The organism is Neisseria sp. P0004.S004 (genome assembly GCF_051963335.1).
In the GTDB taxonomy this organism is placed as follows: domain Bacteria; phylum Pseudomonadota; class Gammaproteobacteria; order Burkholderiales; family Neisseriaceae; genus Neisseria.
In genome coordinates, this window is the sequence record NZ_JBQCUK010000006.1 from 66,033 (window position 1) to 80,313 (window position 14,281).

General features: G+C 51.0%; 12 protein-coding genes and 1 other RNA gene. 6 read left to right on the forward strand and 7 right to left on the reverse strand.

All coding sequences use genetic code 11. The features are described from left to right. Window positions 1-116 precede the first annotated feature (116 nt). From ACTHRY_RS06570 to ACTHRY_RS06585, 4 genes are all read left to right on the forward strand, one after another. Window positions 117-281: a hypothetical protein gene (locus ACTHRY_RS06570; protein ID WP_440374119.1), complete on the forward strand. Its 165-nt coding sequence runs from the start codon at window positions 117-119 to the stop codon at window positions 279-281. A gap of 117 nt (window positions 282-398) precedes the next feature. Continuing rightward, window positions 399-1,178 (forward strand): (Fe-S)-binding protein, encoded by a 780-nt coding sequence (locus ACTHRY_RS06575; protein ID WP_188213991.1) that lies wholly within the window; start codon window positions 399-401, stop codon window positions 1,176-1,178. Further along, on the forward strand, window positions 1,175-1,876 hold the full coding sequence (locus ACTHRY_RS06580) for a LutC/YkgG family protein (protein WP_049323226.1): 702 nt from the start codon (window positions 1,175-1,177) through the stop codon (window positions 1,874-1,876). The genes ACTHRY_RS06575 and ACTHRY_RS06580 overlap by 4 nt, the downstream gene beginning before the upstream one ends. Then, window positions 1,873-3,327, forward strand: coding sequence for a LutB/LldF family L-lactate oxidation iron-sulfur protein (locus ACTHRY_RS06585; protein ID WP_049359076.1), 1,455 nt, complete (start codon window positions 1,873-1,875; stop codon window positions 3,325-3,327). The genes ACTHRY_RS06580 and ACTHRY_RS06585 overlap by 4 nt, the downstream gene beginning before the upstream one ends. A 163-nt stretch (window positions 3,328-3,490) precedes the next feature. Here ACTHRY_RS06585 and ACTHRY_RS06590 read toward each other — a convergent pair whose 3' ends face one another. Beyond that, window positions 3,491-7,324: an FAD/FMN-binding oxidoreductase gene (locus ACTHRY_RS06590; RefSeq protein WP_049323228.1), complete on the reverse strand. Its 3,834-nt coding sequence runs from the start codon at window positions 7,322-7,324 to the stop codon at window positions 3,491-3,493. Window positions 7,325-7,584: 260 nt separating this feature from the next. On the opposite strand from ACTHRY_RS06590, the gene ffs reads away from it, so the two are divergent. After that, window positions 7,585-7,681, forward strand: an RNA gene (gene ffs / locus ACTHRY_RS06595) — signal recognition particle sRNA small type. Between the two features lie 120 nt (window positions 7,682-7,801). On the opposite strand, the gene ACTHRY_RS06600 is transcribed toward ffs, so the two are convergent. The 4 genes from ACTHRY_RS06600 to ACTHRY_RS06615 all read right to left on the reverse strand — a co-directional run bounded on the left by ACTHRY_RS06600 (window position 7,802) and on the right by ACTHRY_RS06615 (window position 11,426). Further along, a complete protein-coding gene (locus ACTHRY_RS06600; protein ID WP_049323229.1) occupies window positions 7,802-9,019 on the reverse strand; it encodes a uracil-xanthine permease family protein in 1,218 nt (405 codons plus the stop codon). A 167-nt stretch (window positions 9,020-9,186) separates the two neighbouring features. Beyond that, complete coding sequence (locus ACTHRY_RS06605) at window positions 9,187-9,498, reverse strand: hypothetical protein (RefSeq protein WP_049323230.1); 312 nt, start codon at window positions 9,496-9,498, stop codon at window positions 9,187-9,189. Window positions 9,499-9,561: 63 nt separating this feature from the next. Further along, on the reverse strand, window positions 9,562-10,179 hold the full coding sequence (locus tag ACTHRY_RS06610; protein WP_049323231.1) for a hypothetical protein: 618 nt from the start codon (window positions 10,177-10,179) through the stop codon (window positions 9,562-9,564). After that, window positions 10,179-11,426 (reverse strand): multifunctional CCA addition/repair protein, encoded by a 1,248-nt coding sequence (locus ACTHRY_RS06615; RefSeq protein ID WP_049323276.1) that lies wholly within the window; start codon window positions 11,424-11,426, stop codon window positions 10,179-10,181. Before ACTHRY_RS06615 ends, ACTHRY_RS06610 begins: the two co-directional genes overlap by 1 nt. A gap of 207 nt (window positions 11,427-11,633) precedes the next feature. Here ACTHRY_RS06615 and ung point away from each other — a divergent pair, with 207 nt between their 5' ends. Beyond that, window positions 11,634-12,293, forward strand: a complete 660-nt coding sequence (gene ung, locus ACTHRY_RS06620; RefSeq protein ID WP_440374120.1) for a uracil-DNA glycosylase — start codon at window positions 11,634-11,636, stop codon at window positions 12,291-12,293. A gap of 54 nt (window positions 12,294-12,347) precedes the next feature. Here ung and ACTHRY_RS06625 read toward each other — a convergent pair whose 3' ends face one another. Further along, a complete protein-coding gene (locus ACTHRY_RS06625; protein WP_049323233.1) occupies window positions 12,348-13,421 on the reverse strand; it encodes a sulfate/molybdate ABC transporter ATP-binding protein in 1,074 nt (357 codons plus the stop codon). Beyond that, window positions 13,418-14,278 (reverse strand): sulfate ABC transporter permease subunit CysW, encoded by an 861-nt coding sequence (gene cysW / locus ACTHRY_RS06630; RefSeq protein ID WP_049323234.1) that lies wholly within the window; start codon window positions 14,276-14,278, stop codon window positions 13,418-13,420. Before cysW ends, ACTHRY_RS06625 begins: the two co-directional genes overlap by 4 nt. Window positions 14,279-14,281 lie beyond the last annotated feature (3 nt).

Sequence of the window (14,281 nt, forward strand, 5' to 3'; positions counted from 1 at the left end):
AAACTTTTATTTTTATTGCCTTAGATATCCTTTTTTCTCATATGGCCGTCTGAAACATAAGCACGGCATAGAGGGTCATCTGTCTTCTCGAAATTTGGGAAATATCGATTATTTTCATGACTTCTGATGTAAATCAAGATTGTATGGTTGGTAGGGTATCTTATTGCAAAGAAGAAACTCAAGAAGATGCTTGTTTATTATTGAATGAATCCATGATTTATCTTATTGATAGTGGTTATTATGTAGATTATCAAGTTAATAAGGGAAAGGTGTTTGTCTGATTTGTCATGCTTGTTTAATATTATTTTTTAAAATTAGACTTGACCCGTTACAAGCAATTACTTAAAGTACCCATCTTAATTTTTACACAAGAAAACGGGTTGTCCCGTTCCAAAAAAATGAGCGCAATCAAACCACCACAAATCACTGTATACGACAGCAAGCCGACCGATATTTATTTCTTCGGTACTTGCGTTCTTGATATCTTTATGCCGGAAGCGGGTATGGATGCCATCACCTTAATCGAGCAACAAGGCATCCGCGTCCACTATCCAATGGAGCAAAGCTGCTGCGGCCAACCTGCCTATTCGTCCGGCCATCCGAAAGAAGCTTTTGATGTGGCCAAAGCCCAATTGGATTTATTCCCGGAAAATTGGCCGATTGTCGTACCGTCCGGTTCTTGCGGCGGCATGATGAAACACCACTGGCCGACTTTGTTCAAAGGCACCGAGTACGAACAAAAAGCCATTGATTGCGCCAACCGTATCATTGAATTTACCCACTTCCTGCTGGCCATCGGCTACAAGCCTGAAGATAAAGGCGAGCCGGTTAAAGTGGCCGTCCATACTTCTTGCGCGGCACGTCGTGAGATGAATGTCCATTTGTCAGGCTGGCAGCTGATTGACGGCATGGAAAATGTCGAGCGTATCGTTCATGATCATGAAAGCGAGTGTTGCGGTTTTGGCGGTACATTCTCTGTCAAACAAGCCGATATTTCCGGCGCGATGGTAACCGACAAAGTCGCAGCCCTGAAAGAAACCGGCGCAACTGAAATCATTAGCGCGGACTGCGGCTGCATGATGAATATCGGCGGCAAAATTGCCAAAGACGAACCTAATATGCCACGTCCGAAACATATTGCATCTTTCCTGTTGGAACGCACCGGAGGTAAAGCATGAGCGCGCGCGAAAATATTTTGGCGAAATTGAAAAAAGCCGATGCCTTACCGATGGAAGAGCCGCCGGTTTTCGATTATTACCGTGAAATGGGTGTTTCTTGGGCTAACGATGTCGAACGCTTGAAACATTGGGCGGCTGCCATGCGTGCCGTCAAAACGGAAATCTATTGGGTTACCAAAACCAATTGGCCGCAAGTATTCCGTCAAGCAGCCGAAGGCAAAGGCTTGAAAAACATTCTGCTGCCATTGGAAACAGAACACGGCCAGCTGGCTCGTGCAGCTTTGGCCGATACCGATATCGAACCGCGCGGTTTTGAGCGAAAAATCGACGACTGGAAAAACGAATTCTTTGCCGATATTGAGGCCGGATTTAGCGGCTCTAAATGCGGTATTGCCCGTACCGGCACGATTATGCTGGAGTCTAGTCCTCTGGAGCCACGCAGTTTGAGTTTGGTTCCGCCTGTGCATTTCTGCCTGTTTGACACCAGCAAAATGTACAACGAATTCCATAATGCTGTTGAAGGCGAAAAACTGGTAGAAAAAGGTATGCCTACCAACGTTATTTTGATTTCCGGCCCGTCTAAGACTGCCGATATTCAATTGACTTTGGCCTATGGTGCACACGGCCCGCGTGATTTGGTGGTTTTGGCCGTCCTGCCTGATCATATTTCCCCTGCCGATTTGGAGGAAAAAGCATGAGTTCCCAAACCATTAAATTCCATATGAAGCCGGAAACGTTCAAGCAAAACGCTGCGATTTCTTTGCAAGACAAGCCTTTGCGTAAAAGCTTGCGTACGGCGATGGATATGCTGATGACCAAGCGTAAAGCCGTTTTGACAGATGAAGAAGAGCTGCAAAGCCTGCGGGATTTGTGTGAACACGTCCGTCAACGTTCGTTGTCCAAATTGCCTGCATTATTGGAACAATTAGAAGCAAACCTGACCAAGTTGGGCGTTAAAGTCCACTGGGCGGAAACACCGGCCGAAGCCTGCCAAATCATTCATAACATCATTACCGATAAAAACGGCAAGCTGATGGTAAAAGGCAAATCTATGGTCAGCGAAGAAATCGAGCTGAACCATTATCTGCAAGATCGGGGCATCAAAGCGATTGAAAGCGACTTGGGCGAGTTTATCGTACAAATGGCCGGCGAGAAACCAACCCATATCGTGATGCCTGCCATTCACAAGACCAAAGAGCAGGTGAGCGAACTTTTCCATCAAAACCTCGGCACGCCGTTAACTGACGACGTAGACCAGCTGACCGGCTTTGCCCGTAAAGCACTGCGCGATATTTACAGCACTGCCGATGTCGGTTTGAGCGGTGTGAACTTTGCCGTCGCGGAAACAGGTACTTTGTGTCTGGTCGAAAACGAAGGCAACGGCCGCTTGAGTACCACCGTGCCGCCCGTGCACATCGCCATTACCGGTATTGAAAAAGTGGTTGCGAAGCTGTCGGATGTACCGCCTTTGTATAGCCTGTTGCCACGCTCCGCCATTGGTCAGAACATTACCACTTATTTCAATATGATTACCGGACCTCGCCGCAGCGAAGAACTGGACGGTCCTCAAGAAATGCACTTGGTTCTGCTCGACAACGGCCGTAGCCAAGCCTATGCCGAAGACCAAATGCGTCGCACCTTGCAATGTATCCGTTGCGGAGCGTGTATGAACCACTGTCCGGTTTATACCCGTATCGGTGGCGCGGCATATGGCACAACCTATCCCGGCCCGATTGGCGAGATTATCTCTCCGCATTTGTTGGGCTTGGATGCGACACGCGATCTGCCGACTGCGTGTACCATGTGCGGCGCCTGTGTCGAAGTTTGCCCGGTACGCATTCCGATTACCGAACAAATGCAACGTCTGCGCGTTGAAGCACAACGTTCGCCAACAGAAACCGTTCCACATCCTATCCGTGGTCAAGGTGCATCGCATACTTTCGGCGAACAAATGGCATGGCGTACGTTTAACGGTATTTTCAGTGGCAGTAAAACTTATCGAGCATTCGGCTGGGCTGCTACCAAATTCCGTGCATTGACGCCAAGCAAGCAGTTAAGCTGGACCAATAACCATGTTCCGATGAAACCTGCCAAGCAAACATTGCATGAGATGATGGCAGAAAGAAAACGTCAGCAAGAAAAAGCATAAGACTTGAAAATAAAACCTGGGGGATAAAAGCTTCAGGTTTTATTTTTTATTGAATATTACTGGTGTTGAATGACTGATAGTAATTAATTTCATTAGCTTATTTCTATTAAATAAGAGGCCGTCTGAAAATGAATTTCAGACGGCCTTTATTGCAGCACAAAGTTTAAAGCAACACTTTCTCCACGCCACCGTTATTGGCTTTTTTTACAAACTCGTCCAGCCAGTTTTCGCCGAGGATGTGTTTCGCCATTTCGATGACGATATAGTCGGCGGGCATATCGTTATCGTCGGCGTAGCGGCTCAAGCCTTGCAGGCAGGCGGGGCAGGAGGTGAGCATTTTGACGGGTTCGCCCTGCGGCAGCTCTTTGAGGTTTTTCTCGATTTCTTCCTGTTTGCGGAATTTGACTTGGGTGGCGATGTCGGGTCGTTTGACGGCGAACATGCCGGATTCGCCGCAGCAGCGGTCGCTTAAGACGATTTTCTGCCCCATGAGGCTGCTTGCCATTTGGGTGGCGTTCATGGTTTTGATGGGCGTGTGACAGGGGTCGTGGTAGAGGTATTGCTGACCTTTCACGCCGTTCAGTTTCACACCTTTTTCGAGCAGGTATTCGTGGATGTCGATGATGCGGCAGCCGGGGAAGATTTCTTCGAAGCGGTATTTTTCGAGCTGGTCGTAGCAGGTGCCGCAACTGACGACGACAGTTTTGATGTCGAGGTAGTTGAGGGTGTTCGCCATGCGGTGGAAGGCGACGCGGTTGTTGGTGCTCATCTGCTCGGCTTTTGCCTTGTTACCACCCGCATCCTGCGGATAGCCGCAACACATATAGCCCGGCGGCAGGACGGTTTGTACACCGACATGCCAAAGCATGGCTTGGACGGCGAGTCCGATTTGGCTGAACAGGCGCTCAGAGCCGCAACCTGGGAAGTAGAACACGGCTTCGGCATCTTCCGGCGCAGCTGGATTGCGGATGATGGGGATGCTCTTGTCATCTTCTATGCCCAGCATGGAGCGCGGAGTTTTGGCAGGTACGCTTTTGGGCAAAGGGCGGTTGATGAAATGGATAACCTGTTCTTTGATTGAGGCGGTACCGATGGTGGCTTTGGGTTCGGCTTTTTGCTTTTTAGTGCCGATCGGAAGAAGCTTGCCGATTTTGTAGGCAAAGTTCTGCGCGGGGAAACCGGTCTGTATCATGGCGGCGCGCAGGGCTTTGATGGTTTTGGGACCGGTGGCGTTCAAAAATGCCATGCCCATCGATGCGGCGGGTGAGAAGCGTTTGTGGCCGGAATCGGCAAGGTAATTGCGGATGGCTACGGTTACGTCGCCGAAGTCGATGTTGACGGGGCAGGGTTTGACACAGCGGTGGCACACGGTGCAGTGGTCGCCGATGTCCATGAGTTCTTCAAAGTGTTTGATGGAAACGCCGCGGCGGGTTTGCTCTTCGTATAAGAAGGCTTCGGTCAAGAGCCCCACGCCGAGGATTTTGTTGCGCGGGCTGTACAGCAGGTTGGCACGCGGAACGTGGGTGGAGCAGACGGGTTTGCATTTGCCGCAGCGCAGGCAGTCTTTGACGGAATCGGCGATGGTGCCGAGGTCTGATTTCTCCATAATCAGCGATTCCGCGCCCAACAGCTCGAAAGACGGCGTGTAGGCGTTGCGTAAGTCCGAACCTTTCATCAGTTTGTGACGGTTGAAGGTGTGTTTGGGGTCGACTTGGTTTTTGTAGTTCCAAAACGGCTGCAAATCCTCATCGGTCAGAAATTCGAGCTTGGTGATGCCGATGCCGTGTTCGCCGGAAATCACGCCGCCGAGCGAGCGGGCGAGCTTCATAATGCGTTCGACCGAACGGTAGGCCGTCTGAAGCATTTGGGCGTCGTCTGAATTGACGGGGATGTTGGTGTGGACGTTGCCGTCGCCGGCGTGCATGTGCAGGGCGACGAAGACACGCCCGCGCACGGTTTTGGCGTGGATCTTGCCCAAGCCTTCGATGATTTTGGTGTCGGTTTTGCCGCTGAAGATTTCGGCGAGCGGTTTCATTACGTCTTCTTTGACGGACACGCGCAGGCGGAAGTCGCGGAATGCGGTGAAACAGCTCTCGTCGTCTTTGGCTTCGGGCGCGGCATGGACGGTTGCGCCGTAGCGGGCTTTGTAGTCGGCAAGCGGCGTGTCCAGATGGGCGAGCAACCAGTCCCAACGTTCTTTGACAGCGGAAACGTGGGCAAGGGCGTGTTTGCCGCGTTCGCCCAAAAGTTCGGCGGTCGGCAGGTCCGTACCCATCTTGTCGATGGGGAGTTTGCCGGAAAGATATTGCTCCAATGCGGCGCACAGGGTGAGTTTGTTTTGGATGGAAAGCTCGATGTTGATGCGTTCGATACCGTCCGAATACTCGCCCAGCAGCTCCAGCGGAATCACCACGTCTTCGTTGATTTTAAAGGCGTTGGTGTGTTTGGCGATGGCGGCGGTGCGGCTGCGGTCGAGCCAGAAGGTTTTGCGCGCTTCGGGCGACACGGCGATAAAGCCTTCGCCGTCGCGGGCGCGGGCAAGTTCGCAGATGTGTTCGGCGGCTGCCTCTACGGCGGCTTCGTCGTCTGAAACCACGTCCGCCAGCAAGACCATTTTCGGCCGCCCTTTGCCCGCCGCTTTGGTGGCGTAACCGACGGCGCGGACATAACGCCAGTCCAGATGCTCCAAACCCGCCAGCCGCACGCTGTCGTGGGCGAGCAGGAAATCGCGGATTTCAACGATAGAAGGTGTAGCGGTGGCGACCGTGCCGAAAAACTCCATACACACGGTGCGCGTGTATTTCGGCATTTTATGCAACACGAAGGCGACGCTGGTGATGATGCCGTCCGTGCCTTCTTTCTGCACGCCGGGCAGGCCGCTCAAGAATTTGTCGGTAACGTCTTTGCCCAAACCGACTTTACGGAATTTGTGGCCGGGGATTTCCAAGCGTTCGGTTTTAACGATATTGAGGCCGTCTGAATCTAACGTGTGCACGTCGAATACGGCAGTTTCTTCGTCGTGGATTTTGCCAAAATTGTGGCGCACGCGCTCGATGCGCAGCCATTCGCCCTGCGGGTTGACCATCTGCCAGTAGGCAAGGTTGTCCAGCGCCGTCCCCCACAGCACGGCTTTTTTGCCGCCCGCGTTCATCGCCACATTGCCGCCCACGCAGGACGCATCGGCCGAAGTCGGATCGACGGCGAACACCAAACCCGCCTGATGCGCGGTTTCTTCCACCCGCCGCGTTACCACGCCCGCGCCGCAATGGATAATCGGATGTTTGCCGTTTAAACCCGCTAGTTCGACAAATTCCACGCCGCGATGCTTGTCCAGTTTTTCCGTATTGATGACCGCGCTGTTTGCATCCAGAGGTACGGCGCCGCCGGTATAACCCGTGCCGCCGCCGCGCGGGATAATGACCAAATCCAGCTCGATTAAGGCGCGCACCAAAGGCGCAATTTCTGCCTCGGTATCAGGATTGACGACGACAAACGGATACTCCACGCGCCAGTCGGTCGCATCGGTAACGTGCGTTACGCGAGCCAATCCGTCAAACATAATATTGTGCGGCTTGGTGATTTTGCTCAAACGTTCCAAAATCTGCCGCCGCTTTTGGCGCGTTTCGTCAAAGCTGCCGTCAAAACGCTCGACCGCCTTTTCCGCCTCCGCCACCAAGACATCGACTTGCGGATTGTCGTCGCGGCGTTTGCGGATTTCGTTCAACCGGTGGCGCATTTCCCGCACCAGCGCGGCGCGGCGTTTCGGGTGCTCCAGCAAATCATCGACCAGATACGGATTGCGCACGACCACCCAAATATCACCCAACACTTCAAACAACATCCGCGCCGAACGTCCTGTTTTACGTTGGCCTCGCAGGTCTTGTAAAATTTGCCATGCTTCGTTGCCTAAAAGTCGGATGATGATTTCGCGGTCGGTGTAGGAAGTATAGTTGTAGGGAATTTCCCGAATACGCTGCGGGGCGGTAGTCGTGGTCATGGTTGAGTTCCGTTGATAGGTATAATGTTTTTATATTAAAGGCCGTCTGAAAAATACGATTTCTTCTTGATGGCATGAAGTGTTAATGTAGTGTAATTTTCGATATTTTTCAATGCAAAAGACAATAAACATTTCAATGGGAATGATTTCTAATTGAAACATATTGTTTACAATCTTGACGTGTAACTGGTTTTCAGACGGCCTGACAGATTTTATCGCTTGAGTTTTTCTGTAAAACCGCTATAATGCGTTTCTTCTATGGCGGGTCTCCCCGCATGGTAATTCGGAACACCGGGTCAGGGGCGGAAGCCAGCAGCCCACTCTGATGAGCCAGTGCCGGGGGTTCGGCTCGCCACCTTATTCAAAAATGCCGGAGATGATTGAGTCTCCGGCATTTTTCATTGTATAAAGCGTAATGATCAAAAGGCCGTCTGAAATCTCATTTTCAGACGGCCTTTGAGTTTATGAGCAAACTATTTATGCTTCTTCTGATTTTGTATTGGGCAAAACACAGTTCAGGATAATGGCCAATACGGCGCATAAACCTACACCGGCGAAGCTCAAAGTACCTACTTTGATAATCATGCCGCCGATGCCAGTCGTCAATACGGAGCTGACGATAACCAGGTTTTTCGGCTGCATCAAATCGACTTTCGCATCAATCAATGTTTTGATGCCCAAAGAAGCGATAGTACCGAACAGCAGCAACATAATACCGCCCATAACCGGCATGGGGATCGAAGCCAAAAACGCGTTGAATTTACCGAAAAACGCCATGCAAATCGCAAAAATTGCCGCCCAAGTCATGATGACGGGGTTGCTGTTTTTGGTAATCATCACCGCGCCGGTTACTTCGCCGTAAGTGGTTACAGGAGGGCCGCCGATCAAACCGGCCACGCATACGCCCAAGCCGTCGCCGGCGAGGGTTTTATCTAAGCCCGGGTCTTTGGTGTAGTTTTTGCCAGTTACATTGCCGATGGCCATGATGCCGCCGATGTGTTCGATGGCTGGGGCGATAGCAACGGGCAGCATAAACAAGGCAGCCTGCCAGTTGACTTGAGGCGTTTCAAAATGAGGGACGGCAAACCAAGGAGCGTTGATGATGGCGCCGGTATCGACCAAGCCCATGATTAAAGCCAACACATAGCCGGAAGCCACGCCGATCAGAATCGGAATCAGCTTCATCATTTTGCTGCCGAAGACAGAAACGATGACGGTTACCGCAAAGGTAAAGCCGGACAGAATCAGCGAATCGATATAGTCGATGATCTGCTTGCCGCCTGATTGACCCATTGCCATGCTGCTGGCTGCGGCGGCCACGGACAAGCCGATTACCATAATCACCGGGCCGATAACCACGGGTGGCAACAGCTTGTGTACCGCATCCAGACCGCGCCATCTAATCAGCGCGGCAAAGACGAAGTACATGAAGCCGGCCGCAAACAGGCCGAACATGGTAGAAGGCAGGCCCCATTCGCCGATGGAGTAGATAATCGGTGCAATAAAGGCAAAAGAAGAGCCGAGGAAAATCGGCACTTTACGTTTGGTAACCAATTGGAACAACAAAGTGCCCAAGCCTGCACCCAATAACGCCAAAGCCGGGTTCAGTCCCGTCAGAAGCGGCACAAGCACCATAGCACCGAATGCGACAAACAAAATCTGCGCACCGGCTACCGCCGTTTTAAGCTGATTCATAAAAGCTCCGAAGAAAATTCAAACGGCGCAGATTATACTGATTTATCCTAATTGTGAACATTTATTTACAAAAGGCCGTCTGAACAGATGTAACGATGACACCTGTTCAGACGGCCTTATTCGATAGCGAATGGTTAGTAACTTATCAAAATCGATTAGGAAAATTTTTAGCCGCGTGTTTCGCGCCAAACCAGATAATCGCGCAGGGGCGGCATGGGCGGATTGATGCAGTGGGGGCAGATGCCTGTGGTGTCTTCGTCGTCGCTGTCGATATGGTAGGCGTTGGGGTCAAAGCGCACCTGCTGCATCACCGCTTGCGCCAATGCTTGTTCCTGTACGACATCGAATTCAAATTTCTCCAAAATCTCATTCAATAGGCGGATTTCGCCGTCGCTGAAAGATTCGCTGTGTTTGACAATGAGGCGTTGATAATCTTCATTGCTGATTTTTTTGTGAAGTAAATCGGTCTGGATGGTCATGATTTTTATTGTTGAAATAAGATGGTCAAGATGAGGATTATAGCGGATATTGTGGTGATTGTTTTAAAGGTCGTTTTCTGGTTTGAAAAGTGTCTCTGTTTTGGCTTTTTTTGGCATTAAGCTGTTTAATTTCGAGTTAATTGCTTGGTAGTCTTCGCTATAAAAAAATTCACCGATGTGTATGGTTTCTCCATGATAAACAAATGACCATGCACCTTGTTTGCTATTTGGTTTTCGTAAGGGGCTGGAGATGGTGGATTTATTTCTTCTCTGGCTCAAATAATTACGTAGTGTGATTTTAGTGTTTTCTGTATTTGCATAGTTCTCATGTGGCTGCCATTGCGATATTTCTACGAGTGAAAATTTTTTACCTTTTCCCAATCCAAATAGCGTGAATTGATGTGAAAGTATCCCATTTTGAACATGAACATGAATATGTTCTTGTCCAAAAAGTTGCCACAGTAAGTCATAAACACCTTGGCAAAAAAGCAGACCCAAAAATATAAGGAGTATGATATTAAATGCTGATTCAAAGTTTAAATTTGGAATGTTTGCCAATATCAATAGTAAGATTACAAGGTCTCTACAAGTTAATAGAAGTTTGAGTCGGTTTCGTATAATTTTTGCTAACAAGGTAATTTTACTTGGTGTTTGTTTGATTTTATAACGCGAAGATACCATCAATAGCTTCCTATTTTTTCAGCCTGATACGCTTTTTGCAGCGGTGTAATTTGCGCTAAGCGGGCATGATCAATTTGTTCGGCGATAAGGTGCGCTTTTCCTTGCGCGCGGCACTCGGCGGCAATTTTGCCTGCATCTACTTTGCTGGCGGCCTCAAGTAAAGCCAGCCAGTGTTCGCGTTGCGGATAGGGGGTATCTTCAAGATTCAGACGGCCTTGTTTGTCGGCCACGCAGACGTTTAAGGCCGTCTGAAAACGTTCGGGGCGGCGGAATGCGTCGGTTTTTTTCAAAACATTCAAAATGGTTTTGCTTTTGAACTGCCCGACTTGGTGGAACATGATGTGCCAGCGGCAGACGAGTTCGGCAAGCTCGGCGCAGTGTTTGGGCGCGCGCAGGCGTTGATTGACTTCGCGGACGGGTTCGACGCCGTTGATGTCGTGTTCGTAGTGTTTCGGCAGGATATCGGCCGGTGTTTTTGCCTTGCCCAAGTCGTGTAATAGGGCGGCATAGCGTTCGGCGAGGGACAGATTCATTTCGGCGGCCCGTTGTACAACCATCAGCGTATGGATACCGCTGTCGATTTCGGGATGATAGTCGGCGCGTTGCGGTACGCCGAAAAGGGCGTCAAGCTCGGGCAGCAAGACTTTGAGTGCGCCGCATTCGCGCAAAACTTCAATCATTTTGCGCGGGTTTTTCTCCATTAAACCTTTGGCCAATTCCTGCCAGACGCGTTCGGCAATCAAGGCATCCGCTTCGCCATTTTCTACCATTTTCCGCATCAGCGACATGGTTTCATCGGCAATTTGAAAACCATAACGCGCAGCAAAACGGGCAATACGCAAAATCCGCACGGGGTCTTCGGCAAAGGCAGGCGAAACGTGGCGCAGGATACCGGCCGCCAAGTCTTGTTGTCCGCCAAAGGGATCGATGATCGTGCCGTCTGAATCCTGAGCCATGGCATTGATGGTCAGGTCGCGGCGCATCAGGTCTTGTTCCAGCGTAACGTCTTTATCGGCATGAAAACTGAATCCGGCATAGCCTTTGGCGGTTTTGCGCTCGGTACGGGCGAGGGCGTATTCTTCATGGCTGTCTGGATGGAGAAAGACGGGAAAATCCTTGCCGACAGGTTGATAGCCTTGAGCCAACATGGTTTGCGCATCTGCACCGACGACTACCCAATCGCGGTCTTTGACGGGCAGGCCTAAAAGATGGTCGCGGACGGCGCCGCCGACAAGATAGGTTTGGATGGTTTGTGTATTCATATAAAAATCGAACGATATAAAAAGGCCGTCTGAAAAGCCGTATTGGGTTTTCAGACGGCCTGATTCAGAATGCTATTATGACGCTTTAGGCTTGTTGCTGTCGATAATCTTCAGTCCGGTGGCGGCAACAAACCATATCGTTATGCGGCATATCCTTTATAATAAGCCCATTCAAATACGGAGCGGCAAATAATGCAAACTTGGCACGAGGCGATTGGTGCGGAAAAAGAAAAGGCGTATTTTCAAACGATTTTGGAGAAGGTGCGCCATGAAAGGCAGGCGGGGATAACCGTTTATCCGCCTGAGCGTGATGTATTCAATGCCTTTCGGACGACTGAATTCGGAAATGTAAAAGTAGTGATTTTGGGGCAAGACCCGTATCACGGCGCGGGGCAGGCGCATGGTTTGGCGTTTTCCGTCCAGCCTGAAATTGCGGTGCCGCCGTCGCTGGTCAATATTTATAAAGAGCTGGCGACGGATATTGAAGGTTTTCAGATTCCGCAACACGGCTATTTGCAGCATTGGGCGGAACAGGGCGTGTTGCTGTTGAACACGGTGTTGACTGTCCGTGCCGGTGTGGCGCATTCTCATGCGACCTTCGGTTGGGAGGCATTTACCGATGAAGTCATCCGACAATTGGATAAGGAGCGCGAGCATTTGGTCTTTATGCTGTGGGGCAGCCATGCGCAGAAGAAAGGCGCGTTTATCGACCGCAACCGTCATTTGGTGCTGACCGCGCCGCATCCTTCGCCCTTGTCGGCATATCACGGCTTTTTTGGCTGCAAACATTTTTCGCAGGCAAACGCTTATTTGCAGGCAAATGGTTTAGAGCCGATTGATTGGCAGGTTTAAATAAGCTGAAAGGCCGTCTGAAAGCAGATTTTCAGACGGCCTTATGATTTGGTCTCAAATCGAATATTCAATCAGCTCGTTTTGAGAAAAGACATAAACCTGTTTCGGAATCAGATTTAATTCTTTGCCTTCGGCGATTTGGTAATGCGCGGCATCGCTGCCTGCCAGCGTGATATGCACGTCTTGTTTGTCGTGTTTCACCAGAATATGCGTCAATGCCCCGACGGCGTGGATTTTTTCGATTTTGGCACGAATCATCGGCGTTTCGTTTTCGGCGGCAAGCTGCCATTCGTGCGGGCGGATATAGCCGATGGCGGTTTGTTCCTGCCATTTGTATTGTGCGTCCAATTTCCATTCGAAACCGTGGTAATGCCAAATGCCTTTTTCGATGCGTCCTTCAAATGCATCGGTTTCGCCGAGGAACTCGGTAACAAAGGCGTTTTCTGGTTTGCGGTAAATGGCTTCGGCGCTGCCGGTTTGTTCGATTTGGCCGTGGTTCATGACGACGATTTCATCGGAAACTTCGAGGGCTTCTTCTTGGTCGTGCGTCACCAGAATGCTGGTTACGCCTAAGTTGTGATGAATGTCGCGCAGCCAGGTACGCAATTCTTTGCGCACTTTGGCATCCAGCGCACCGAAGGGTTCGTCCAAGAGCAGGAGTTTGGGTTCGACCGCAAGGGCGCGGGCGAGGGCGATGCGTTGGCGTTGGCCGCCGGAGAGCTGGTGCGGATAGGATTTGGCGAGGTGGGAGAGCTGCACGAGTTTGAGCAATTCTTCGACTTTGGTGCGGATTTGTTCTTTGGACGGACGTTCGGACTTGGGCAATACGGTCAAACCGAAGGCGACGTTGTCAAACACGTTCATGTGGCGGAAGAGGGCGTAGTGTTGGAACACGAAACCGACTTTGCGCTCGCGCACATGCTTGGCGGTGACGTCTTGGCCGTCAAAGAGGATGTTGCCGTCATCGGCGTTTTCCAGTCCGGCGATGATGCGCAGGAGCGTGGTTTTGCCGCAGCCGGAAGGGCCGAGCAGGGAAACGAGTTTGCCGGTGGGGACGTTGAGGTTGATGTTTTTCAGCGCGTGGAAACTGCCGAAGTGTTTGTTTAAGTTTTGAATAGTGATGCTCATGCTGCGTTCCTTTCGGCGGCGGCGAGTTTTTTATCTTGTAATTTGGTAATGATGTTTTGCACCAGCAAGGTGGCCAAGGCTAAAAGTGCCAATACGCCGGAGAGGGCGAATGCGCCGGTGAAGTTGTATTCGTTGTAGAAGATTTCGACCAAAAGCGGGATGGTGTTGGTTTCGCCGCGAATGTGCCCCGATACCACGCTGACCGCGCCAAACTCGCCCATCGCGCGGGCGTTGGTGAGGATGATGCCGTAGAGCAGCGCCCATTTAATGTTGGGCAGGGTAACGCGCCAAAACATCTGCCAGCCGTTTGCGCCGAGTATCAAGGCAGCCTGTTCTTCACTGTCGCCCTGCGCCTGCATTAACGGAATGATTTCGCGCGCAACAAAGGGGAAGGTAACGAACAACGTCGCCAAAATAATGCCGGGAATGGCGAAGATAATCTGTATGCCTTGCGCTTCGAGCCAGCCGCCCAATGCCGTGTGCGCACCGAACAATAGGACGAACATCAAACCGGCCACCACGGGCGATACGGAAAACGGCAAATCGAGCAGGGTGGTCAGCAACTGCTTACCGCGGAAGTCGAAACGGGTCAGCAGCCACGCCATCGCCACGCCCAATACGGCATTGACGGGAACGACAATCAGCGCGGTAATCAGCGTTAATTTGATGGCAGACCATGCTTCGGGATCGGTCAGAGATTGCAGGTATAAATCCCAACCGCCTTTTAAGGCTTCATAGAATACGGCAACCAAAGGCACGACCAGCATCAGCAGCAGAAAGCCCAAGGCGGTAGCGGTCAGCAATGCGCGCAGCCAACGCGGTTCGCTCAAGTTTGGATTGGTGGAATGGGTTTTCATGGT

Excerpts from the sequence above, each read along its gene's own strand:
- ACTHRY_RS06605 (WP_049323230.1), bottom strand. The coding sequence starts at position 9,498 with ATGACCATCCAGACCGATTTACTTCACAAAAAAATCAGCAATGAAGAT.
- ACTHRY_RS06590 (WP_049323228.1), bottom strand. The coding sequence starts at position 7,324 with ATGACCACGACTACCGCCCCGCAGCGTATTCGGGAAATTCCCTACAAC.
- ACTHRY_RS06570 (WP_440374119.1), top strand. The coding sequence starts at position 117 with ATGACTTCTGATGTAAATCAAGATTGTATGGTTGGTAGGGTATCTTAT.
- cysW (WP_049323234.1), bottom strand. The coding sequence starts at position 14,278 with ATGAAAACCCATTCCACCAATCCAAACTTGAGCGAACCGCGTTGGCTG.
- ACTHRY_RS06575 (WP_188213991.1), top strand. The coding sequence starts at position 399 with ATGAGCGCAATCAAACCACCACAAATCACTGTATACGACAGCAAGCCG.
- ung (WP_440374120.1), top strand. The coding sequence starts at position 11,634 with ATGCAAACTTGGCACGAGGCGATTGGTGCGGAAAAAGAAAAGGCGTAT.
- ACTHRY_RS06585 (WP_049359076.1), top strand. The coding sequence starts at position 1,873 with ATGAGTTCCCAAACCATTAAATTCCATATGAAGCCGGAAACGTTCAAG.
- ACTHRY_RS06625 (WP_049323233.1), bottom strand. The coding sequence starts at position 13,421 with ATGAGCATCACTATTCAAAACTTAAACAAACACTTCGGCAGTTTCCAC.
- ACTHRY_RS06600 (WP_049323229.1), bottom strand. The coding sequence starts at position 9,019 with ATGAATCAGCTTAAAACGGCGGTAGCCGGTGCGCAGATTTTGTTTGTC.
- ACTHRY_RS06610 (WP_049323231.1), bottom strand. The coding sequence starts at position 10,179 with ATGGTATCTTCGCGTTATAAAATCAAACAAACACCAAGTAAAATTACC.
- ACTHRY_RS06580 (WP_049323226.1), top strand. The coding sequence starts at position 1,175 with ATGAGCGCGCGCGAAAATATTTTGGCGAAATTGAAAAAAGCCGATGCC.